This window comes from Glycomyces sp. NPDC048151 (genome assembly GCF_043202775.1).
In the GTDB taxonomy this organism is placed as follows: domain Bacteria; phylum Actinomycetota; class Actinomycetes; order Mycobacteriales; family Micromonosporaceae; genus Glycomyces.
This window is the reverse complement of sequence record NZ_JBIDBB010000012.1, coordinates 14,218-35,329: the sequence shown is the minus strand read 5'-3', so window position 1 is coordinate 35,329 and position 21,112 is coordinate 14,218. Positions and strand designations below refer to the sequence as shown.

The 21,112-nt window shown below is 69.8% G+C and carries 18 protein-coding genes, 1 tRNA gene and 1 pseudogene; 11 read left to right on the top strand and 9 right to left on the bottom strand.

The features are described from left to right. Positions 1 to 50: 50 nt before the first annotated feature. From ACGGCP_RS25170 to ACGGCP_RS25150, 5 genes and pseudogenes are all read right to left on the bottom strand, one after another. Positions 51 to 1,379, bottom strand: coding sequence for a hypothetical protein (locus ACGGCP_RS25170; RefSeq protein WP_392970856.1), 1,329 nt, complete (start codon positions 1,377 to 1,379; stop codon positions 51 to 53). 130 nt (positions 1,380 to 1,509) lie between these two features. Continuing rightward, positions 1,510 to 1,582, bottom strand: a tRNA-Trp gene (locus tag ACGGCP_RS25165). Between the two features lie 91 nt (positions 1,583 to 1,673). Next, entirely contained in the window at positions 1,674 to 2,507 is an 834-nt protein-coding gene (locus ACGGCP_RS25160; RefSeq protein WP_392970853.1) for a MetQ/NlpA family ABC transporter substrate-binding protein, read from the bottom strand. Between the two features lie 33 nt (positions 2,508 to 2,540). Beyond that, positions 2,541 to 3,194 (bottom strand): methionine ABC transporter permease, encoded by a 654-nt coding sequence (locus ACGGCP_RS25155; protein ID WP_392970850.1) that lies wholly within the window; start codon positions 3,192 to 3,194, stop codon positions 2,541 to 2,543. A gap of 44 nt (positions 3,195 to 3,238) precedes the next feature. Further along, a pseudogene (locus ACGGCP_RS25150) lies at positions 3,239 to 3,958 on the bottom strand (methionine ABC transporter ATP-binding protein); the annotation flags it as partial. A gap of 238 nt (positions 3,959 to 4,196) precedes the next feature. Here ACGGCP_RS25150 and ACGGCP_RS25145 point away from each other — a divergent pair. The 3 genes from ACGGCP_RS25145 to nudC are packed head-to-tail and all read left to right on the top strand — an operon-like array spanning position 4,197 to position 7,719. Then, positions 4,197 to 5,498: a M16 family metallopeptidase gene (locus ACGGCP_RS25145; protein ID WP_392970847.1), complete on the top strand. Its 1,302-nt coding sequence runs from the start codon at positions 4,197 to 4,199 to the stop codon at positions 5,496 to 5,498. Continuing rightward, complete coding sequence (locus tag ACGGCP_RS25140; protein WP_392970844.1) at positions 5,495 to 6,805, top strand: M16 family metallopeptidase; 1,311 nt, start codon at positions 5,495 to 5,497, stop codon at positions 6,803 to 6,805. Before ACGGCP_RS25145 ends, ACGGCP_RS25140 begins: the two co-directional genes overlap by 4 nt. Then, on the top strand, positions 6,802 to 7,719 hold the full coding sequence (gene nudC / locus ACGGCP_RS25135; protein WP_392970841.1) for an NAD(+) diphosphatase: 918 nt from the start codon (positions 6,802 to 6,804) through the stop codon (positions 7,717 to 7,719). Before ACGGCP_RS25140 ends, nudC begins: the two co-directional genes overlap by 4 nt. A 20-nt stretch (positions 7,720 to 7,739) precedes the next feature. Here nudC and ACGGCP_RS25130 read toward each other — a convergent pair whose 3' ends face one another. Together ACGGCP_RS25130 and ACGGCP_RS25125 are read right to left on the bottom strand one after the other, a co-directional pair. Beyond that, positions 7,740 to 8,699 carry a DMT family transporter gene (locus tag ACGGCP_RS25130; RefSeq protein WP_392970839.1) on the bottom strand — a complete coding sequence of 320 codons (960 nt, stop codon included), beginning with the start codon at positions 8,697 to 8,699 and terminating at the stop codon, positions 7,740 to 7,742. Between the two features lie 176 nt (positions 8,700 to 8,875). After that, positions 8,876 to 9,109 (bottom strand): mycoredoxin, encoded by a 234-nt coding sequence (locus ACGGCP_RS25125; protein WP_392970836.1) that lies wholly within the window; start codon positions 9,107 to 9,109, stop codon positions 8,876 to 8,878. Positions 9,110 to 9,376: 267 nt separating this feature from the next. Between ACGGCP_RS25125 and ACGGCP_RS25120 the strand changes: the two genes are divergently transcribed. The 4 genes from ACGGCP_RS25120 (at position 9,377) to ACGGCP_RS25105 (ending at position 12,794) form a co-directional block, all read left to right on the top strand. Next, positions 9,377 to 11,527, top strand: a complete 2,151-nt coding sequence (locus tag ACGGCP_RS25120; protein WP_392970833.1) for an ATP-dependent DNA helicase UvrD2 — start codon at positions 9,377 to 9,379, stop codon at positions 11,525 to 11,527. A gap of 213 nt (positions 11,528 to 11,740) precedes the next feature. Then, entirely contained in the window at positions 11,741 to 12,043 is a 303-nt protein-coding gene (locus ACGGCP_RS25115; RefSeq protein ID WP_392970830.1) for a hypothetical protein, read from the top strand. A gap of 197 nt (positions 12,044 to 12,240) precedes the next feature. Continuing rightward, positions 12,241 to 12,600: a WhiB family transcriptional regulator gene (locus ACGGCP_RS25110; protein ID WP_208499152.1), complete on the top strand. Its 360-nt coding sequence runs from the start codon at positions 12,241 to 12,243 to the stop codon at positions 12,598 to 12,600. Continuing rightward, positions 12,597 to 12,794: a hypothetical protein gene (locus tag ACGGCP_RS25105; protein WP_392970827.1), complete on the top strand. Its 198-nt coding sequence runs from the start codon at positions 12,597 to 12,599 to the stop codon at positions 12,792 to 12,794. Before ACGGCP_RS25110 ends, ACGGCP_RS25105 begins: the two co-directional genes overlap by 4 nt. 60 nt (positions 12,795 to 12,854) lie before the next feature. On the opposite strand, the gene ACGGCP_RS25100 is transcribed toward ACGGCP_RS25105, so the two are convergent. Continuing rightward, positions 12,855 to 14,156, bottom strand: coding sequence for an ABC1 kinase family protein (locus tag ACGGCP_RS25100; protein WP_392971093.1), 1,302 nt, complete (start codon positions 14,154 to 14,156; stop codon positions 12,855 to 12,857). A gap of 350 nt (positions 14,157 to 14,506) precedes the next feature. Between ACGGCP_RS25100 and ACGGCP_RS25095 the strand changes: the two genes are divergently transcribed. Then, positions 14,507 to 14,671 carry a DUF5679 domain-containing protein gene (locus ACGGCP_RS25095; protein ID WP_205327395.1) on the top strand — a complete coding sequence of 55 codons (165 nt, stop codon included), beginning with the start codon at positions 14,507 to 14,509 and terminating at the stop codon, positions 14,669 to 14,671. A 145-nt stretch (positions 14,672 to 14,816) separates the two neighbouring features. Then, a complete protein-coding gene (locus ACGGCP_RS25090) occupies positions 14,817 to 15,347 on the top strand; it encodes a YgjP-like metallopeptidase domain-containing protein (RefSeq protein WP_392970823.1) in 531 nt (176 codons plus the stop codon). Between the two features lie 52 nt (positions 15,348 to 15,399). Here ACGGCP_RS25090 and ACGGCP_RS25085 read toward each other — a convergent pair whose 3' ends face one another. Beyond that, on the bottom strand, positions 15,400 to 16,668 hold the full coding sequence (locus ACGGCP_RS25085) for a zinc-dependent metalloprotease (RefSeq protein ID WP_392970820.1): 1,269 nt from the start codon (positions 16,666 to 16,668) through the stop codon (positions 15,400 to 15,402). A 112-nt stretch (positions 16,669 to 16,780) separates the two neighbouring features. Here ACGGCP_RS25085 and ACGGCP_RS25080 point away from each other — a divergent pair, with 112 nt between their 5' ends. Then, the gene (locus ACGGCP_RS25080) at positions 16,781 to 17,752 is read left to right on the top strand and encodes a PDZ domain-containing protein (RefSeq protein WP_392970817.1); all 972 of its coding nucleotides are present in this window, start codon (positions 16,781 to 16,783) and stop codon (positions 17,750 to 17,752) included. 131 nt (positions 17,753 to 17,883) lie between these two features. Then, positions 17,884 to 20,862 (top strand): UPF0182 family protein, encoded by a 2,979-nt coding sequence (locus ACGGCP_RS25075; protein ID WP_392970814.1) that lies wholly within the window; start codon positions 17,884 to 17,886, stop codon positions 20,860 to 20,862. Positions 20,863 to 21,112: the final 250 nt, after the last annotated feature.

Sequence of the window (21,112 nt, the reverse complement as noted above, 5' to 3'; positions counted from 1 at the left end):
GCCTCGCACGCAGAGATGGTGCACGAGCCGGAACCGGTGAGACTGGCGACTTAGCGGCTGAGGCCCCGATTGGGACGCGTCGGCTTGCCGTCGCTATCTCGCTCCTGCTCGGGGATCGTGGGCCAGCGCTGCATGAGGGCGTTGCGGAGCCCGCGGCCGCGAGCCCCGGCGATGCCGGTGCCGACGACGGCGGCGACGAAGAGGCCGACCGAGACGAACGTCGCGGCGAGCGCCTCGGTGCGGTACTCGGCGAAGACCTCGTGCGAGCCCAGGCCCATGCCCTCGCCGAGCATGTACGAAGAGAGGCTGAACACCAGGCCCGCGCCCGACATCATCGCGCCGACGCGCGCCAGAGGGTGCATGCGCCGCTCAGAGTGGAACGACAGGACGTCCTTGTCCGGACGGCTGGACCGCGGATCCTCCAGCGCTGCGAGCAAGTCCGCGCGCTCGGCGCGCCGCCGCGTCCAGTCCAGCAGCACCCCGATCAGCGCGAGCAGCGCCGCCAACGGCACGGCGACCGCGAAGATCCAGAACCCCCAGGAAAGAATCCGCTCGATGAACGACGAGTAGTAGACCTCGTCGCATTCGTTCGCCCCTCGCGAGGGGAGGCTCGCGCACCGCATCGTCAACGACGCCAACAGCGCGACGAAGCCCAGAACGCAGATCAGCCCTGCGACATAGATGAAAGCAGCGGCCTTCGGCGACCCTGAGACCAGCGGTTCAGCACCACCGCGCGCCTTCGCCCGCTTCCAGGCCCGCGCTTCGTCCTGCGCACTCCAGTGCGCGGCGATCAGCGCCCGCCGCTTGGCGTGCGGCCGCGGCAGCCACTGCTGACAGGCGTACCCGAGCAGGCTCATCACCAGCGCGTATCCGATGGAGGACAAGGTGATCACCCACCCCTCGCGGCTGCTGTCCACCAGCACCACGAAGAATCCGACGACCCCCAGCACCCCGGCCAGGACGGCGTTCCCCCACCCGAAGAACGCGAGCCGCGACGCCGGCGGGTTGATGACCGACGCGACCTGGTCAGGCGAAGGTACAGCGAGCCGGGACGCACCCCGGGCCGCAGCGCGGACCAGCGCCCTCGACACGGCCACCTCCCGGAGCGACCCCACCACCGCCCAAATGAGCGCCACGCCCAGCGCGAACACCATGAGGAATCCCACGCTGATACGCATCAGATGATCCACAGCGGTCTCCAGCCCCGGGTCCCCGAGCAGGTTCTCCTCAGCGAGGATCCCCCCACCCAAGATCAACGCGAACGCACCCGCCAGACCCACCAACACCGCCATCAACGACCGCGCGCAAGCCCCCACCACCTCGCCGACCACCCCGACCGGATACTCCCGCCAGCAAGCCTGACCGCCGTCCTCACCCACCGAACACCCCTCACCTCTCCCAAACCACCGCCGCATCCTACGAACAACCCACCACCGACCCGACCCCCAACCCCGCGCACACAACAAAAAGACCCGGACCTCACGGTCCGGGCCTTTCTCTATTTATCTGCAGGAGTGACAGGACTCGAACCTGCAACCCTCGGTTTTGGAGACCGATGCGCTACCAATTGCGCCACACTCCTTCGGCCGTTCCGGTTGCCCGGCCTGGCCGCAACTATCTTACGTGTTGCGGTTCGGCCGGTGCAACCGGGTAGCCAGCGGTGTTAGCGCTGGTTAGGAGGCCGGGATGACCGAGCCGTCGGTCCAGGTGTCGAGGATGTACTGCTTGACCTCGTCGGACTGCAGGAGCTCGCCGAGCTTCTTGATGTCCTCGTTGTCGGCGTTCGCGGCGGTGGTCACCAGGTAGTTCGCGTACGGGTTGCCCTCGGCGGACTCCGAGGCGATGGCGTCCTCGGCCGGGCTCAGGTCCGCTTCGAGGGCGTAGTTGCCGTTGATGACGGCGGCGTCCACGTCTTCGAGGGTGCGGGGGAGCTGGGCGGCTTCGACGGCCACGAACTCGAGGTTGCGCGGGTTGTCGGCGATGTCGTCCTCGGTGGCGGTGGTCACTTCGACGCCGTCGGCGAGGGTGATCAGGCCCGCGTCCTGGAGCAGCGCGAGGGCGCGGCCGCCGTTGGACGGGTCGGCCGGGATCGCGATCTGGGCGCCGTCAGGGAGCTCCTCGACCGAGGCGACGGAGTTGGCGTACAGGGCCAGCGGCTCGATGTGGACCGGAGCGATCTCGACCAGGTCGAAACCGTTCTTCGTGTTGTCCTCTTCCAGGTAAGGCAGGTGCTGGAAGTAGTTGGCGTCAGTCGAGCCGTCGGCGGTCGACGGGTTGATCTGGAGGTAGTCGCTGAACTCCTCGATCTCGATCGTCAGACCCGCTTCTTCGGCAAGGTTGTCCTGCACGAACTGCAGGATCTGCGCGTGCGGGACCGAGGTCGCGGCGACGGTCACGGTGCCGTTGGTCTCGGTGGCCTCCGAGCCGCCGTCATTGCCGCATGCGGCCAGGGTCAAAGCGGCTGCTGCCGCGACGGATGCGCCCACAAGGGTACGACGATTGAACATGGTGTTCTCCTAAAGGAAGGTAGGGAAATAACTTCAGCGGCGGTCGAGGGTGCGGGCGCACCGGTCGCCGAGAATCTGGAAGAGCTGCACGAGCACGACGAGGATGACCAGCGGCCAGATCATGTACTCGGTCTCGAAACGCTGGTAGCCGTAGCGGTAGGCGAGGTCGCCAAGGCCGCCGCCGCCTACGATCCCGGCCATCGCCGAGTACGAGACGATCGCGACCAGTGTCACGGTGAAGCCCCTGATGAGGCCGGGAGTCGCTTCCGGGAGCACGACCCGCCACACGAGCCCGGGAGTTCCCGCGCCCATCGAGCGGGCCGCCTCGATGAGGCCCGGCTGGACTTCGAGGAGCGCGCCCTCGACGAGGCGCGCGAAGAACGGGATCGACGCCACCGTGAGCGGCACGATCGCCGCCTCGGTGCCGATGCTCGTCCCCGTGATGAGCCGTGTCAAAGGCACGACCGCGACCATGAGCAGCACGAACGGCGCACTGCGGCCGATGTTCACGATGAGGCCCAGCGGCGCGTTCACCGCGGCGAGCGGCTTCGGGCCGCCCTTCGACGTGACGTAGAGGACCGTGCCGAGGACGAGGCCGCCCAAGAGCGTCCACAGACCCGCGACCGAGACGATGTGCAGGGTCTCCCAGAACGCTTCGGTCAGGAGTTCGATGAGTCGAGGGTTCACAGCGCCACCTCGTCACCGAGCAGGCGGGCCGCGAGACGCCGGGCCTGGCTGCCCAGACGCGAGTCCGGGTCGGCGAGCAGCTCGGGGACCGCGCCGGTCTCGACGAACCGCCCGGCCTCCATCACCGCGGCGCGGTGGCAGATGCGGGTGATCACCTCGAGCTCGTGCGTGATGAGCAGGATCGTCAGCCCCAGCTCGCGGTTGAGCCGCGCGAGCAGGTCGAGGATCTCGTCGGTCGTGTCCGTGTCGAGCGCGCTCGTGGCCTCGTCGGAGAGCAGCACCGCAGGGGACGCCGCGAGGGCGCGGGCGATCGCGAGGCGCTGGCGCTGCCCACCCGAGAGCTGCCCCGGGTAGGCCTTGGCCTTGTCCGAGAGGCCCACGAGGTCGAGCAATTCGAGCGCGCGCTCGCGGCGGGCCGCGCGGGGGACCCCGCGGAAGCGAAGGGGCAGGGCCACGTTCGACGCCGCGTTGCGGTTCGACAGGAGGTTGAAGTGCTGGAAGATCATCGCGGTCTTGGCGCGGGACGCACGCAGCTCGCGGCCGCGCAGCGCGGTGAGCTCGACGCCGTCGACCTCGACGGTGCCCTCATCAGGCCTGGTCAGGAGGTTGACGGTGCGCAGGAGCGTCGACTTGCCGGCACCGGAGCGGCCGAGGATGCCGAAGATCTCGCCGGGGGCGATGTCGAGGTCCACGCCGTCGAGCGCCACCAGGTCGCCGAAGCGCTTGGTCACGCCGGACAGGCGGATGCCAGGTCTTGGTTCCATGGGGAAGAAAGGTCGCTTTCGCTGTGGGAGATCGCCGCTTCGGGGCGCGGCGGTGCAGGAGCCCTCAGCAGGCGCACATTCGGCAGCGCGAAGCCGCGGCGCGCTGGGCGTCGCTGAGGCGTTCGAATCGCTGCGAGTTCATAGCCTAGAAGTCAAGCAGGATTTCGTGCCGATTCCAAGCGCCTGTGACGAACGCCGCGCACTCGGAAGATCACCGAGCTGAGATAGGGTTCCGACCATGACTGTTGCGACGATTCCCGCCCCGGCGTTCGCGATCGAGCGGTTCAAGCTCGCCAACGGGCTGCGGGTGGTCCTCGCGCCGGACCCCGGGGCTCCGGTGGTCGGCGTCGCCGTTGTGTACGACGTGGGGATGCGATCCGAGCCCGAGGGCCGCACCGGCTTCGCCCACCTGTTCGAGCACATGATGTTCCAGGGCTCCCACAACGTCGGCAAGGCCGAGCACATGCGGCACGTCCAGTCGGCGGGCGGCACCTTCAACGGCTCGACCCACATCGACTACACCGACTACTTCAACCTCCTCCCGTCGAACGGCCTCGAACTCGCGCTGTTCCTGGAGGCCGACCGCATGCGCGGCCCGGCGATCACCGAGGAGAACCTGGCCAACCAGGTCTCCGTGGTGAAGGAGGAGATCCGGGTCAACGTCCTCAACCGCCCCTACGGCGGCTTCCCGTGGATCAAGCTCCCGCCGGTCATGTTCGACACCTTCGCGAACTCGCACGACGGCTACGGCTCGTTCGTCGACCTCGACGCCGCGACCGTGGACGACGCGAAGTCGTTCTTCAACGCCTACTACCCGGCCTCGAACGCGGTCCTGTCGGTCGCGGGCGACTTCGACCTCGCGCAGGCCCGTGAACTGGTCGAACGCCACTTCGGGAACGTCGAGGCGCGACCCGCGCCCGTCCACCCGTCCTTCGACGAACCGGATCTCAGCGCCGAACGCCGCGTCTCCTACACCGACGAGCGCGCGACGCTCCCGGCCGTCGCGGTCGCCTGGCGCGTGCCCGACCCGGTCACCGAGCTGGACGCCTTCCTGCCGTACGTGGTCCTCGGCGAGCTCCTCACCGACGGCGACGCGTCGCGCCTGGTCGAGCGGCTCATCCACACCGACCAGACCGCCACCGCGGTCGCCGCGCACACCACGTTCATGGCCGAGCCGTTCGCCTCCAGGGGCCCGACGGTGATGCTCGTCCAGGCGTTCCTGCCGCCGGGCAACGCCGTCGACACCGTGCTCGGCACGGTCCAAGAGGAGCTCGCCCGCATCGCCGAAGGCGTCGACGAAGCCGAGCTCGACCGGGTCAAGGCCCGCGTCGCGGCCCAGCTGCTGCGCGGCGACGACTCCGTGATGGGACGCTCGCGCCGCTTCGCGACCGCCGAGCTGTTCCACGGCGACGCCGCCATGTCGACCCGGTTCCCGGCCCTGCTCGGCGAGGTCACCGCCGAGGCCGTCGCGCAGGCCGCCGCGGCCCTGACGCCGAACCGGCGCGCCGTTCTCGAAGTCATTCCCGGAGGAGCGAAGTGAGCAACGTCATTCCCGGTCTCGCGCCGGAAGTCCCGCTGTCCCTTCCGGTCCCGGTCGAGCGGACCCTCCCGAACGGACTCCGGGTGCTGCTCACGCGCCGTCCCGGCGTCCCGCTCGCCGAGGTGCGCCTGTCGATCCCGGCCGCGCACGCCGACCTCGCCGCGGCCGACCTGCTCTCGGCCGCGCTGTTCTCCGGCACCGAGACGTCCTCGATGACCGAGATCGCCCAGCGCCTCCAGGGCGTCGGCGGCGCGCTCGGCGCCGGGGCCGACCCGGACCGGATCGCCGTGTCCGGCAACAGCCTCGCGACCGGCCTGCCCGAGCTCCTCGAGGTCCTCGGCGACCTCCTCAAGTCCGCCGAGTACCCGGAGGGCCCGCTCGGGGTCGAGCGCTCGCGCATCATCGACGGCCTCTCGGTCGCCGAGCAGCAGCCGGACTTCCAGGTCAACCGCGTCCTCGACGCGCGCCTGTGGGGCGGCCACCCGTACGGCCACCAGCAGCCCACCGCCGCCGAGGTCGCCGCCGTCGAACGCGACGCGGTCCTCGCCCTGCACGCCTCGCGCGTGCACCCGGCGGGCGCCCGCCTGATCATCGTGGGGGACATCGACACCGACGCGGCCTTCGCCGCCGTCGAGAAGGCCCTCGGCGACTGGAACGGCGCGGGCGAGCCGCGCGTCATGGAGCCGCTGCCGGTGCTCGTGCCGGGCCCGCTGGTCCTGGTCGACCGGCCCGCCTCGGTCCAGTCCGCGATCCGCGTCGCTTACCCGGCGGTCGAGCGCACCCACCCCGACAACGCCGCGCAGCACCTCGCGAACCTGGTCTTCGGCGGCTACTTCTCCTCGCGACTGGTCATGAACCTGCGCGAGACCAAGGGTTACGGCTACTCGCCGCGCTCCCGTGTGGACCACTCGCCGGCCGGTTCGATCCAGCTCGCCGCCGTCGACGTCGCCACCGAGGTCACCGGTCCCGCGCTGGAGGAGCTGCGGAGCGAGCTGCGCGGCATGGCCGAGCGTCCGCCCGCCGCCGACGAGCTCGACCTGGCCCGCCGCTACGCGCTCGGCTCGGTCAAGCTCGCCACCGCCACCCAGGCCGGGGTCGCCAACTACATCTCCGTGCTCGCCGCCGCGGGCCTGCCGCTGGCCTGGCTCGCCGAGCACTCCGAGCGGATCCGCGAGGTCACGCCCGCCGACATCCGGCGGGTCGCGGCCGAACGGCTCGACCCCGACCGCGCGGTCACCGTGGTCCTGGGCGACGGCGCCGAGATCCGCGAACCGCTGGCCGCGTTCGGGGAGATCGAGGCCGCATGAGCCACCCGCCCTTGGCGATCGACGTGCTCGACCGGTTCGGCGAGCACCGCGGCGACGACGAATGGCTCACGGCCGCTTGGGAACAGGCGCAGATCGTCGCCTGCGACCCGGCGAACGAGCGCATCGCCGCCGACGAGGACGGCCTGCACTACTTCGACGCGGACACCGCGCCCGAAGGCCAGCGCGTCTACCTCGGCGGCGACAGCCCGCCCGTGTTCACCGTCCTCACCGACCTGCCCGACGGCCTCCCAGGCCGCTGGATCAGGCCCGACTGGGACCGCCGCGACCTCGCGATCGCCGTGCAGGCCATCGCGATCGGCCACTGGCACGCGACGTACCGGTTCCACCCCACGACGGGCGAGCCGCTCCAGGCACGCCAGGCGGGCTGGGAGCTCGGGGGCGATTCGGGCCGCCCGGTGTTCCCGCGCACGGACCCGGCCGTGATCGTCCTCATCGACGACGGCGCCGACCGGGTGCTGCTCGCCCAGCACCGCCGCTACTCGGGCGCGCCGAAGACCGGCCCTGCCGCGGTGCAGAGCAAATTTACGTCTCCGCAAGCGTCGACGAGGAAGGGCGGCCGGTACGCGTGCATCGCGGGCTTCGTCGAGCCCGGCGAGTCGGCCGAGGCCGCCGTGCACCGCGAGGTGGGCGAGGAGATCGGCATCAAGATCGACCACCTGCGGTACGTGTCGAGCCAGCCGTGGCCCTTCCCTCGTTCGCTCATGCTCGCCTACCGGGCGAGCGCCGACCCGGCCCAGCAGCTGGTGCTGCAGGACGAGGAGATCTCGGACGCGCGGTGGTTCACGCGCGACGAGGTGCGGCAGATGTGGGTCGACACGCAGGACTCGACGCCGAGCGCCGTGCGGATCTCCATCGCGCGCTTCCTCATCGACGGCTGGCTGGCTGAGGGGTAAGACCGGCCTCGGCGTCGCCGTCAGTTCAGTCGGGCGACGGCCGCTTCGGGGGTCTCGTCCGGCAGCGCCGTCTTGACGGCGACGGCCCGCTGCGCGGTGAACACGCCCGCGATGACGACGAGGCCGCCGATGATCTGCGGCACCGTCAGCGCCTCGCCGAGCAGCGCCCAGGCGGCGAGCGAGGCGACCACGACCTCGGCGTAGCCGATGCCGCCCGCCACGGGCGCGGTGATGAACCGGAGCCCGCTGAGGCCGAGCCCGTACGCGAGCGCGGTGCAGCCGATGAGCAGCGCGACGCTGACGATGCCGGTGGTCTCGATCCCGCCGAGCGCGACCTCCGAGGAGAGCGCGGCCCAGTCGAGGGCCCACGGGGCCGCGAAGGGCGCCAACGCGACCGCGCCGACCGCGAAACCGACGGCGAGCAGCACCCGCACGTCCACCTTCGCGGTCAACCGTTCACCTGACAGAAAATAGGTGGCCTGGCAGGCGGCCGCGGCCGAACCGGCGACGAGGCCGACCGCGTCGAGCCGCAGGCCCGACCAGACCTCGACGACGATGCACAGGCCCGCGATGCTCAGGAGCGTGCCGACGACGGCGGCACGCGGCAGCACGGTGCGGCGCACGAACCGCACCCAGGCGACGACCACGATGGGGCCCATGAACTCCAGCAGGAGCGCGATGCCGACGGGCAGCCGCTCGACCGCGATGAAGTAGAAGGCCTGCACCGCGGCGATCGCGGTGAGGCCGAAGAGGACCAGACCGCCCCACGGCAGGCGCTCGTCCCGGCCGCGCAGCCGCAGCAGCGGCACGACGGCGGCGGCGAGCGCGATGAGACAGACGCCGCAGATGCGCAGCCAGGTGACCTGGATCGGGGTGAGTCCGGCCTGGATCACGACTTTGCCGAAGGGGCCGCAGACGCCGAAGAAGAGCGCGGCGGCGAGGACGAGGGTGACGCCGAGGGCGGCGCGGGGTGTCGACATACGGGGCTCCATTGCTCTGGCAGTGCACGAAAAAAGGCCCGGGACGGATCCATCCCGGGCCTGAATGCTTAGCGACCACCCCTCGAAGTCGCTAAGCAAGCTTGACGAGTCAACTATAGGGCATCGTACCGGCTTTGTGTCCTAAACGTGACCATAGTCTCGGTATGTGGCACAGGTCAAGCGGCGAGTTTCGCCTTCACCTGCGCGAGAGAGGGATTCGTGATGGCGGAGCCGTCCTCGAAGAGCACCGTGGGGACGGTCATGTTGCCGCCGTTGACCCCCATGACGAACTCGGCGGCCTCGGGGTCCTCCTCGATGTTGACCTCCTTGAAGAGCACGCCCTCGCGGTCGAGCGCCGACTTCAGCCGCTTGCAGTAACCGCACCAGGTGGTGCTGTACATGGTGATCATCGAACCTCCTTCTCCAACGAGCGTAACGCGATACCGCCCAGGGGCATTCCCCCAGAACCGACATCACCGTGTCGGTGCTCACACCGCATCGCGAGGCCGGATTGTCGTACCCCTCAGGCACTCTCGAAACCGGGGGCCCGATCCCCGGGGCCAGGCGGCTCGACCGCTGCCCGCCGAGCGGCCCCCGCCCGTGGCAGTGCTCACGTCCTCCGCTTCCGGGCGAACGTCTCCTGAGTTCTTGTCGGAGGCCTCTGGGACACTGGTCGGATGACCGCACGCGATCAGGCCATCGAACAGCTCCTCTCCGGACTCGACCCTGAACAGCGCGAGGCGGTGACCGCCCCGCCCGGGCCGGTCTGCATCCTCGCCGGCGCCGGCACCGGCAAGACCCGCGCCGTGACCCACCGCATCGCCTGGCGGGTCCTGCGCGGCGACATGCGCGGCCAGCACGTCACCGCCGTCACCTTCACCGCCCGCGCGGCGGGGGAGATGCGCGACCGCCTCCGCGGCCTCGGCGTCTCCGGAGTGAACGCCCGCACCTTCCACTCCGCGGCGCTGCGCCAGCTCCGCTACTTCGGCACCCGCCGCTTCGGCGGCCAGCTCCCCGAGCTCGTCGACTCCACGCTGAAGTTCACGGCCATCGCCGCCGCCCGCGCGGGCCTGCAGACCTCCCGCGCCAAGAACTTCGACCTCACCACCGAGATCGAATGGGCCGCATCGTCCCTCATCGGCCCCGACGACTACGTGAGCGCCATCGCCGCCCTCGGCCGCGACGCGCCCGCCGCCCCGGAGGACGTCGCGAAGGTCTACGCCGCCTACATCGAGGCCAAGCGCCGCGCCGGGGTCATGGACTTCGCCGACGTCCTCGCCTACACCGCCGACCTCATCACCGACCACGCCGCCACCGCCGACCAGATCCGCAGCCAGTACCGGTTCTTCGTCGTCGACGAGTACCAGGACGTCACCCCGCTCCAGCAGCGCCTGCTCGACGCCTGGCTCGGCGACCGCGACGACATCACCGTCGTGGGCGACGCCAGCCAGACCATCTACTCCTTCACCGGCGCCACCTCCCGGAACCTCCTCGACTTCACCCGCAAGCACCGGAACGCCTCGCTCGTGCGGCTCGTGCGCGACTACCGCTCCACCCCGCAGGTCGTGGGCCTGGCGAACCAGATCATCGGCGAGTCCAAAGGCCGCGAAGCGAAGATGCGCCTCGAACTCATCGGCCAGCGCCCGAACGGCCCCGCCGTCACCGCCGAGGTCTTCGCCGACGAAGCGGAGGAGGCCGACATGATCGCCCGCCGCTGCTCAAAGCTCATCGCCGACGGCACCAGCGCCTCGGAGATCGCGGTCCTCTACCGCACCAACGCCCAGTCGCAGGCCTATGAAGAGGCGCTGGCCTCCTACGGCGTTCCCACGGTGGTCACCGGCGCCGCGCGCTTCTTCGACCGGCCCGAGGTGCGCCAAGCGGTGGTCGCCCTCCGCTCGGCCGCGAAGACCGAGATCGGGACGATGCCGCTGCTGGAGGCGGTGCCCACCGCGCTCGAAGCGGTCGGCTGGCGTCCTGATGCTGCGCCTTCCGGTGGGGCGCAACGCGAAGCGTACGAGGCCGTGGCGGCGGTCGCGGGCCTCGCGGAGCAGTTCCTGGAGCATCACCGCGCCGATCCCGACAAGGACGGCCAGCCGGACCCGGACCTCGACGCGTTCTGCGCCGAGCTCACGCGCCGGGCCGCCGAGCAGCACGCCCCGGCCGTCGAGGGCGTCACGCTCGCGAGCCTCCACGCCGCCAAGGGCCTGGAGTGGGATGCGGTGTTCCTGGTCGGCCTGGCCGACGGCACCCTCCCGACCACGTTCGCGCGCACCGAGACCGCCCTCGAAGAGGAGCGGCGGCTCCTCTACGTCGGCATCACCCGCGCCCGCGAGATCCTGCAGCTCTCCTACGGGCTCGCCCGCAACTCGGGCGGGCGCGAGCGGCGGCTGTGCCGGTTCCTCGCGCCGCTCGGCCTCGGCGGCTTCCCGCGTCCGACCGATCCCGGTGCCGCCGTGTCGAAGCCGCGTGAGCGCAAGAAGGCGAAGGTCCTCGACTGCTCCGGCTGCGGCAAGCCGCTCACCGACGCGCGCGACCGCAAGCTGGGCCATTGCGAGGATTGTCCCGCCACTATGGATGAAGCCCTGTTCGAGCGGCTGCGCGAGTGGCGCGTCAGCGTCGCCAAACAGGACGGCAAACCGGCCTTCACCGTCTTCACGGATGTGACCTTGATCGCTATCGCGGAGCAATGTCCGGGATCCGACAGCGAGCTCGCGCAGCTCCACGGCATCGGGAAGTCCAAACTGGACAAGTATGGCCTGGCGGTGTTGCACCTGGTCAACGGCGGAGAAGTGACGGAGGCCATCGATATGTGCAAGCACGAGTCCTGACCGGTACTTGAACGGTAAAGCGAACGGCAAAAACTTTCTCGCGAGACTCGCAGAAAAAGACGTTGCGCTCGCGAGCGAGACGGGCGTAGCGTTGCTCAAGCCGGGTGAGGTGTGCGCCTCAAGGCAGTCTGGGCTCGCAAGCCCGGGCATGTACCCGGCAAGAGGAGATGAAGACCAATGTTGACCACGGAACCCGAAGGGAGGGGACAGACGATGAAGCTGCTCAGTGAAACCCAGAGCACGACGCCGCTCGGCGTGGCATTCGAGACAGCCGCCGTCTATCGGCACATCGCGCCCGTCTCCGCTCCGGTCCGTGGCACCACTCTGCCCGGCGCCGTCCAGATCACGACGCTGCGCACCGTGAAGACCATTGAAACCACCGATATGGGCGCCAATGCCGTCCTCGGACGTGGCCGCGACGAGTTCGCAGGCCTCGGTTGGCAGCCGGTTACCGGCTCCGAGAAGCGTCACGGCGTCACCCGCGGGAAACCGCCTCGAGATCATCGAATGGGCTGAATCAGCAGCCCACTCGGAACTCTCGAGGCCGCGAATCCCGCAGACGGGATCGCGGCCTTTTTGTTTGGCTAAACAGCCAGGTCGCGGCCCTCCAGTTGAAGACAACGAGACAGATTGCGAAGCAATTGAGTCCGCAAACAGCACTGATGCGACCGAACGCTGACAAGACCAACGACATGCGAGAGGAGACCGAGTTCATGACCGACACCCTCATCGGGCCCGAGCTGCGAGACCAGGCCCGCGAGACCGGCGGCGACCTGGCCTGCCGCGAATACGACGCGGACCTGTGGTTCTCGGAGCAGCCCACCGAACTGGAGTTCGCCAAGTCCCTGTGCGCCGACTGCCCGGTGCGCCTGGCCTGCCTGGCCGGGGCGCTCGAGCGCCACGAGCCCTGGGGCGTCTGGGGCGGCGAGATCTTCGAGAAGGGGAACGTCGTGGCCCGCAAGCGGCCCCGCGGCCGGCCCCGCAAGGACGCCGCCCTCATCGAGCGGGCTGCCCAGGAGGAGCTCGCCGAGCGGACCCGGGAACTCGCGCTCGCGGGGGTGACGGTGTCATGACGGTCGAATATCTGAGCCGCCATCTCAAGAACGATGTCGGCATCGAAGATCTCGGACCCGTGTTCGCCGCGGAGGCCGAGACGATCCGCCCGATTGAGCTGACCCTGGCCGGCAGCGTCGGACGGCTGCGCATGCGGAGCCTGTGGAAGGAAGCCGGATACACGGGGCGTCACCGCCGCCGGGGCCGACTTTGACACCGCACTAACCGCGTTGGCTGAAGGGGTCCATCCCTGAGAGGGGATGGGCCCCTTCTGTTATGCCCGATTCGGGTCGGTGCCCTCGGGGTCGGCGAAGCCCGGGAGCCACTCCTCGAGGATCGAGCGCCATTTCGCCGTCGCGCCGAGCTGGCACAGGACGCCGATCGAGCCCATCGTGACGCGGTGGATCAAGAGGTACGCCGGCGGGAAGCTCAACTGCTTGTTCAGCCTCGCGGCCTCGGAGCCCTGCCCGGTCAGGCGGGTGCTCTCCTTGCGCAGCCACTCGCGCGTGAACTGGAACTCCTCGCCCGCGATCGGCTCGAGCATCGGCTGGAGCAGGTCGAGCATCGACTTCGCGTCGATCTGGAGCCCCGGCGGCACGAAGCCCTCGCCGCGCAGGCCCGCGACCACGTCGTCGGCCTTCCCGTCGAGCGTCAGCCGCGTCAGGCGGCCCACCTGCACCGGCATCCCGCCGGGCATGCGCGCGGCCGCGCCGAAGTCGTAGACCACGAGCCGCCCGTCCTCGCCGATCGCGAAGTTCCCCGGGTGCGGGTCGGCGTGCAGGAGCCCGGCGCGCCTGGGCGCCGAGAAGTGCAGGGTCGCCAGGCGCAACCCGGCCGCGTCCCGCTCCTCCTGCGTGCCCTCGGTGATGACCTCGGCGAGCGGCCGCCCCGCGATCCACTCGGTGACCAGCACTTCGCTGCTGGCGTGCACCACCTCGGGCACCACGATGAGCGGGTCTCCCGCGAACGCCTCGGCGAACTGCCGCTGCGTCGCGGCCTCCAGCTCGTAGTCGAGCTCTTCGAGCAGGCGCTCGCGCAGTTCCACGGTGATCTTCTTGACGTCGAAGTTCGGCTGCAGGACCTTGAACATCGGGGCCATGCGCGAGAGGTGCCGCAGGTCCGAGCGGAGCGCGTCGCCCGCGCCCGGGTACTGGATCTTGACGGCGACCCGCCGCCCGTCGCTCCACACCGCCTGGTGGACCTGCCCGATGCTCGCGGCCGCCGACGGGGCGTCGTCGAACTCGAGGAACCGTTCGCGCCAGTCGGCGCCCATCTGCCGCTCGAGCACCCCGTGGACACTCGCCACCGGCAGCGGGGGAGCGGCGTTCTGGAGCTTCGTCAGCGCCTGCCGGTAGGGCGCGGCCAGGTGCTCGGGAAGCGCGGCCTCGAAGATCGACAGGGCCTGGCCGAGCTTCATCGCCCCGCCCTTGAGCTGCCCGAGCACGCTGAAGACGTGCTCGGCGGTGCGCCGCTGCGCCTGCTCGCTCAGAATCTCGTCGGCCAGCCCGGTGACCCGCTTGCCCAGGCCAACCGTGGCCCGGCCCGCCAGCCCCAGGGGCAGGGACGCGAGTTTCATGCCCCGGACGATCGCCCGGCGCGGGAGGTCGTCACCTGAATGGGCGGGTCCATGCCTGTCGCTCACGTTCCCAATGCTCTCACGGCGAAGCGGCAGTTGGCGACGGCACGGGCACGCCGTGTCCGCCCGTCTCCCGTCCCGTCCGGCGTCCCCGCGAGGACCTGTCGGGTACTGGAAATCCCTTACGCCTGGTGCCACCTGATGCCACGCCTGGCTCACCCACTCGAGTGAAGCGGCGCGGCGGGGCTTACACGCGTGAAATCTGTGGCATTCTGGGGCCGGACGGTCGCACAGAGTGACCGCCGCAACAGGGTCCGCACGAGGGGCCCGCGCACAACAGGGGGAAACCAGTGGCTCAAGCGACGAAGACCTACACCGGCTACTGCGTCAAGTGCCGCGAGAAGCGCGACTTCGAGGGCACCGTGGTCGTTTCGGACTCGGGCCGCCGGATGGCGAAGGGGACGTGCCCGGTCTGCGGCACGAAGATGAACCGGATTCTCGGCAAGGAATCGTGACCTCGGGGCCGGACGGCCCCAGCCCCTCGCTTGATCCCACTCTACGGGAAATCGGCGAGGGGATTTTCTTGGCATTTCACTGCTCTCACCGCAATCGCGACATCCGCGTTATGCGATTGTCACCCCCCGGGTTTAGTGTGCGTTCATGGCGCGCAAAGTGCATCCCCCCGTTGAAGTGCGGCGCTCTCCCCGACGCCGGGCAACCGTAGCGGCCTATGAAGAACGAGGTCGCGTGGTCGTCATGATCCCTGACGCCTTCTCGGAGACCGAGGAGCAGGAGTGGATCGACCACATGCTCGCGAGACTGCAGAAGCGCGAGGCCAGAGACGGCCGAGCGTCCGACGCGGCCCTGCGGGACCGAGCCGTCAGGCTCGCCACCCGTTATTATCCCGAACACCCCGAATGCGCCACCCCCAGAAGCGTCCGCTGGGTCGACAACCAGCAGCGCCGATGGGGCTCGTGCACCCCCGCCGACGGCACGATCCGGATCTCCCGCCGGATCATGATGATGCCCTCATGGGTGATCGACTACGTCCTGCTCCACGAACTCGCGCACCTGGTCCACCCCGACCACTCGCGCCCGTTCTGGGACATGGTCGGCCGCTACTCCAAGGCCGAACGGGCCCGCGGCTACCTCGAGGGCATCGCCGACGCCGAGGCCAGCGAGCGGCAGTAGGCACGCCCGCGCACGGCCGAGGGCCGGAGCGGCACTGCACCCTGCCCTGGGGCTACTTCTCCCCGGGCTCCTCGTCGTCCTCGTCCTTCGGGTCGTTGACCGCGAGCTGGTCGAACATCGACATGTCGAGGTCCTCGAGCGCCTCGGAGACGGACGCGAACCCCTCGGGGTGCTCCAGGTCGCCCGCGCTCGGCATGAGGTCCGGGTGCGCCCAGACCGCCTCGCGGCCCTCGACGCCCCGCGCCTCGGTGAGCGACTGCCACAGCCGCGTCGCCGCCCGCACCTTCGCCGGGTCGAGCTCGAGCCCGACGAGCGCCTCGAACGTCTGCTCGGCCGGGCCGCCGGTCGCACGGCGGCGCCGCGCGGCCTCCATGAGCCGGTCGATCGTCGGCAGCCGGTCGCCCACGGCCTCGGCCACCACCGTGTTCACCCATCCCGCGATGAGCGCCAGCGTCGTGCCCAGGCGCGACAGCGCCGCCTTCTGCTGCTCGGTGTCCTCGGTCTTGAAGACCTCGCTCAGGTCCAGGGTCGCCGCGGCCTCGGGGTCCATCGGGTCCATGCCCGACATGGCCTCCTCGATCGCGGACTCGTCGATGCTGATCTCCCGCGCGTACGCCTCCAGCGCGCCCAGCAGGTGCGCGCGCAGCCACGTGGCGTGCGTGAACAGCCGGTGCGTCGCCGCCTCGCGCAGCGCGACGTACAGCCGCACCTCCTCGACCGGCAGCTCCAGGCCCTCCGCGTACTCGGCGATGTTCCCCGGCAGCAGCGCGGCCACGCCCGTCTTGCCAAGGGGCAGACCGACTTCGGACGAGGACAGCACTTCACCGGCGAGCTTCGCGAGCGCCTGGCCCATCTGCGCCCCGAACAGCGCCGAGCCGACGCCCTTCATGACGTCGGCCATCGGGCCGAGCATCCCGGCCATCTCCTCGGGCACGAGCGTCTGCATCGCCTCGCCCATCTGGGCGGCGAGCGGCTCGGCCAGCTGCTTCCAGGAGTTCTCGGTCTGCGCGATCCACTGCTTGCGGGTCCACGCGTCAGTGGCCGTGACGCCCGAAGGCCAGTTCACGGCGGAGTCGAGCCACAGGTCGGCGAGGCGCACGGCCTCGGAGACCTGCGCCTGCTCGGCGGGGCCGACGGTGTTCTCGGCCTTCAGCTCGGACTCGGCGAGCTGCTTGGCCAGCTGCCAGTTGACCGGACCGGACGACAGCGACTGCGCCATCATCTGCTGCAGCTGCTGCATCATCTGCTGCACCCGCGGATCGTTCGGGTCGGGCAGGTCGCCGCCCAGATTGCCGAAGCCGAATGGAATGTCGGAGCCCATGGGCCAACCGTACGTCAGAGTAGGGGTCCCGGGCCACGGCCCGCCGAACTGAGACGCCCTGTTCGCTGCGGGCCGAACCAGCCTGTGGGCTAGGGCATGTAGGCTTCCGCGCATGCGAAGGCGAGGAATCACCGTCCTGTTGGGTGCGGTCCTGGTGGCGCTGCTGACCTGGCAGGCGCTCTCGATGGACGTCGCCTACGTGGTCTTCAGCCCCGGCCCGACCGAGGACGTCCTCGGCGCCGAGGAGGTCGACGGTGTCGAGCACCAGATCATCACCGCCGACACCGAGTACCCCTCGGAAGGGGAGCTGCGCCTGACCACCGTGCGCGTCAAGCAGTCGGTGACCCTCGTCCAGGCCCTGCGCTACTGGCTGTCCAATGAGTACGCCATCGTGCCCCGCGACCTGGTCTACCCGCCCGGCGAGTCCGAGGAGGAGATCGCCGAGGAGCAGCAGGCCGACTGGGCCGAGTCCCAGTCGAACGCCGAGCAGGCCGCCCTCGGCTACCTCGGCGAACCCGCCGTCATCGAGGTCGTCGCCGACTCCGGCGGCCTCCTCGAGGGCGACGTCGTCACCGCGGTGGACGGCATCGCCGTCACCTCGCTCCAAGACCTCGCCGATTACGCCGAGAGCGAAACCACCGTGACCGTCACCCGCGACGGCGCGCCCGTCGAAGTCCCGGGCGTGCAGCTCGGCGAAGCCGACCTCTCCTCCACCCACGACGACCCCTACGGCATCAAGATCGACACCGAGGCCCTCGACATCGGCGGCCCCTCCGCCGGCCTGATCTTCGCGCTCGGCATCGTCGACCGGGTCACCGAGGGCGACCTCACCGACGGGAAGGTCGTGGCCGGGACCGGCGAGATCGACCCCGAAGGCAACGTCGGCGGCATCGGCGGCATCCAGCAGAAGGTCACCGCCTCCGTCGAACTCGGCGCCGAAGTCTTCCTCTCCCCGGCTTCGAACTGTTCGGACGCCGTCACCGTTCCGCACGACGGCATGACTATTGTCAGAGTCGAGACGCTCGCAGACGCGGTCTCGGCGCTCGAGTCCCTAGCGGCAGGCGGGGAAGTCACGACCTGCTAGACCTTGAAAATCTACGGCTCGCACAAGCACCGCAGAGCGGGCCGACCCACGGCTCGCAACCTGGCCGAGCCTGAGCCGCAAGACCCGAAGGAGTTGCTGCTGTGGCGAACCGGACGCCCACCCCACCACGGATGAGCCGACGAGGACGCTACGTCCTGATACTCCTGGTGGGCGCCATCGTCCTCCTCTCGGTGCTCGGATGGCTCGTCGGCCTGCGCACCGACTACCTCTGGTACGACTCGGTCGGCTTCACCGCCGTCTTCTCGACCATGATGTGGACCCGCCTCGGCCTGTTCGGGGTCTTCACCCTGGCCATGGCCGCCTGGACCGGGCTCAACCTCTACCTCGCCTACCGCTTCCGCCCCGACACCTGGCCCGCGACCAGCGAGCAGGAGGGCCTCGAGCGCTACCGCGAACTCATCTCCCCCAAGGCGGGCTGGTGGATCGGCGGCGTCGCGGTCATCGTCGGCATCTTCGCCGGCATGTCCGCCCAGTCCCGCTGGGAGACCTGGCTGCTGTTCCGCCAGAGCGGCACCTTCGACCACGCCGACCCCGTCCTCCACATGGACGCCGGGTTCTACGTCTTCCGACTCCCCTTCTGGCAGTTCCTCATCGGCTTCGGCTTCGCCGCCGTCGTCGTCGGCATCCTCGCCTCCCTCAGCGCCTACTACCTCTACGGCGCACTGCGCTTCTCCGGCCAGGGCGACCGCATGACCAACGTCGCCCGCATCCACCTCTCGGTGCTCGTGGCGCTCTTCCTCGGACTCAAAGCCGTCGCCTACTACTTCGACCGCTTCGACTTCACCACCCAGGACAACCCGGTCACCGGCATCGTCGGCGGCGGCTACACCGAGATGACCGCCCTCATGAACGCCAAGAACGCGCTCATCTGGGTCTCCGTCATCGCCGCCGTCGTCATCCTCGTCTTCTCCTGGGGCTTCACAAGGTCGCTCGCCCTGCCCGCCGCTGCCCTCGGCCTCGTCGTGGTCACCGCGATCGCCGCCGGCGGCATCTACCCCGCCGTCGTCCGCAACTTCCAGGTCGAGCCCAACCGCCCCCAGCGCGAAGGCCCCTACGCCCAGCACACCATCGACGGCACCCGCTACGCCTACGGCATGGAGGACCTGGAGACCACCACCTACCCGGTCGCCTCCCAGCCCAACGCCGAGACCATGGCCGCCGACCAGTCCACCGTCCCGTTCGTGCGCCTCATCGACCCGTTCGTCGTCTCCGACGCCTTCACCCAGGCGCAGCAGCCGCGCAGCTTCTACGACTTCAACGAGAAGCTCGACATCGACCGCTACACCTACACCGACGAGAACGGCCAGGAGATCACCCAGGACTTCGTCGTCGGCCTGCGCGAACTCAACCCCGGCCAGCTCACCGACGAGCAGCAGGACTGGACCGTCGCCCACACCGTGTACACCCACGGCTGGGGCTTCGTCTCCGCCTCCACCACCGAGAGCGACTCCGGCGCCCCCTGCTTCACCTCCGGCGTCCTCTCCGACGACCCCGGCAACTGCCAGATCGGCAACGACATCATCGACGTCGAGAAGCCCCAGATCTACTACGGCCTCTTGAACAACGAGTACGCGATCGTCGGCGTCCCCGAGGGCGACACGCCCCGCGAGTACGACCGGCCCACCGACGTCGCCGTCAGCGACGAGGACTCCGCCGAAGGCGACGCCGAGGAGATCGGCGGCGACCGCTACACCACCTACGAAGGCGACGGCGGCATCGACATCGGCTCCATCGGCAGCCGGCTCCTCTACGCGTGGGAGTTCCAGGAGCCCCGCTTCCTGCTCTCCGACCAGATCAACGACGAGTCGCAGCTGCTCTACAACCGCAACGTGCGCGAACGCGTCCAGAAGGTCGCCCCGTTCCTCACCGTCGAGGCCGACCCGTACCCGGCCGTCGTCGACGGCGAGATCGTCTGGATCGTCGACGGCTACACCACGACCAACGACTTCCCCTACTCCGACCGGGTCAACCTCGCCGACGCGACGAACGACACCTACTCCGGCCAGGGCGTCGCCAACCAGCCCTCCGAGGAGATCAACTACATCCGCTCCTCGGTCAAGGCCGTCGTGAACGCCTACGACGGCTCCGTCAAGCTCTACGAGTTCGACGAAGAGGACCCGATCCTCAAGGCCTGGAACGAGATCTACGGCGGCGACCTCATCACGCCGAAGGAGGAGACCCCCGAGGCCCTCGAAGCCCACTTCCGCTACCCGCAGGACCTGTTCAAGATCCAGCGCAACCTGCTCCAGCGCTACCACGTCGACGAGGCCCGCACCTTCATCGAGGGCAGCGAGGCCTGGGCCACCCCCGAGGACCCGTCACAGCAGACGCCGGTCATCCAGCCCGCCTACTACGTGTACGCGACCTACCCGGAGCAGACCCAGCCGTACTTCCAGCTCACCAGCACCTTCACGCCCAGAAACCGCGAGAACGCGCTGGCGAGCCTCATGTCGGGCTACTACGACGAGAACGGCGACCCGCGCCTGCAGATCTACGACGTGGTGGGCGGCGACGACCAGTCGGTGCGCCAGATACACCAGATCATCACGTCCACATCGGAAGTGGTGACGACGCTCCGCGACGCCACCCAGGCCGGCACCACCGTGGAGTGGGGCAACCTGCTCGCGCTGCCGGTGGGCGACGGCATCCTCTACCTCGAGCCGATGTACCTGCGACGGCAGGCGGGCGGCCAGGGCGAGGACCTGCCGAGGCTCCAGAACGTCGCGATCAGCTACGGCGGCTACGTCGGCTTCGCGCCGACGTTCGAGGAGGCCGTGGCGATGGTGGTCGAGAAGTACGTCTCGGGCGCGCCGAGCGAGGCCGAGCAGAACGAGGGCGAGACCGACGGGGAGACCCCGACCGAGACGCCTTCCGAGACGCCGAGCGAGACGCCGAGCGAGACGCCCACGACCGAGGCCCCGGCGGATCCGCCGGAGGTCGAGGCCGCGATCACCAAGGTCCTCGAGGCGCAGGCCGCCTACGAGGAGGCGCAGGCCTCCGGCTCCAACGAGCAGGAGGGCGCGGCGCTGGACGCCCTGCTCGCGGCGCTCGACGAGCTCGAAGCCGCACGGCAGGCGGCGGGCCAGTGACGGCCCTGCCCCGCAAGTGAACTGAAAAAGCGCCCGGCGGCCTCTCGGCCGCCGGGCGCTTCATGTTCCGTCCCTCGTCCGGGCGACATTCGCCCCCGCGGACCCGGTTTTCGCCGGTTTCTTGTCGGACCCGGGCGGGAGGATTGCGGCTACGGTCCCCGGGGTGGGTGGGGGTTAGGGATGGTAGTGGCCGCAACTCGGCCGGGCCGTGAAGGCAGCATGGCAGGCCCTAGGGCGGCACCGCATCCGG

Coding starts and splice junctions, on each gene's coding strand:
- ACGGCP_RS25125 (WP_392970836.1), bottom strand. CDS start 9,109: ATGATCACCATGTACAGCACCACCTGGTGCGGTTACTGCAAGCGGCTG.
- ACGGCP_RS25080 (WP_392970817.1), top strand. CDS start 16,781: ATGCGAAGGCGAGGAATCACCGTCCTGTTGGGTGCGGTCCTGGTGGCG.
- ACGGCP_RS25085 (WP_392970820.1), bottom strand. CDS start 16,668: ATGGGCTCCGACATTCCATTCGGCTTCGGCAATCTGGGCGGCGACCTG.
- ACGGCP_RS25160 (WP_392970853.1), bottom strand. CDS start 2,507: ATGTTCAATCGTCGTACCCTTGTGGGCGCATCCGTCGCGGCAGCAGCC.
- ACGGCP_RS25075 (WP_392970814.1), top strand. CDS start 17,884: ATGAGCCGACGAGGACGCTACGTCCTGATACTCCTGGTGGGCGCCATC.
- ACGGCP_RS25100 (WP_392971093.1), bottom strand. CDS start 14,156: ATGAAACTCGCGTCCCTGCCCCTGGGGCTGGCGGGCCGGGCCACGGTT.
- nudC (WP_392970841.1), top strand. CDS start 6,802: ATGAGCCACCCGCCCTTGGCGATCGACGTGCTCGACCGGTTCGGCGAG.
- ACGGCP_RS25130 (WP_392970839.1), bottom strand. CDS start 8,699: ATGTCGACACCCCGCGCCGCCCTCGGCGTCACCCTCGTCCTCGCCGCC.
- ACGGCP_RS25105 (WP_392970827.1), top strand. CDS start 12,597: ATGACGGTCGAATATCTGAGCCGCCATCTCAAGAACGATGTCGGCATC.
- ACGGCP_RS25110 (WP_208499152.1), top strand. CDS start 12,241: ATGACCGACACCCTCATCGGGCCCGAGCTGCGAGACCAGGCCCGCGAG.
- ACGGCP_RS25120 (WP_392970833.1), top strand. CDS start 9,377: ATGACCGCACGCGATCAGGCCATCGAACAGCTCCTCTCCGGACTCGAC.
- ACGGCP_RS25145 (WP_392970847.1), top strand. CDS start 4,197: ATGACTGTTGCGACGATTCCCGCCCCGGCGTTCGCGATCGAGCGGTTC.
- ACGGCP_RS25115 (WP_392970830.1), top strand. CDS start 11,741: ATGAAGCTGCTCAGTGAAACCCAGAGCACGACGCCGCTCGGCGTGGCA.
- ACGGCP_RS25090 (WP_392970823.1), top strand. CDS start 14,817: ATGGCGCGCAAAGTGCATCCCCCCGTTGAAGTGCGGCGCTCTCCCCGA.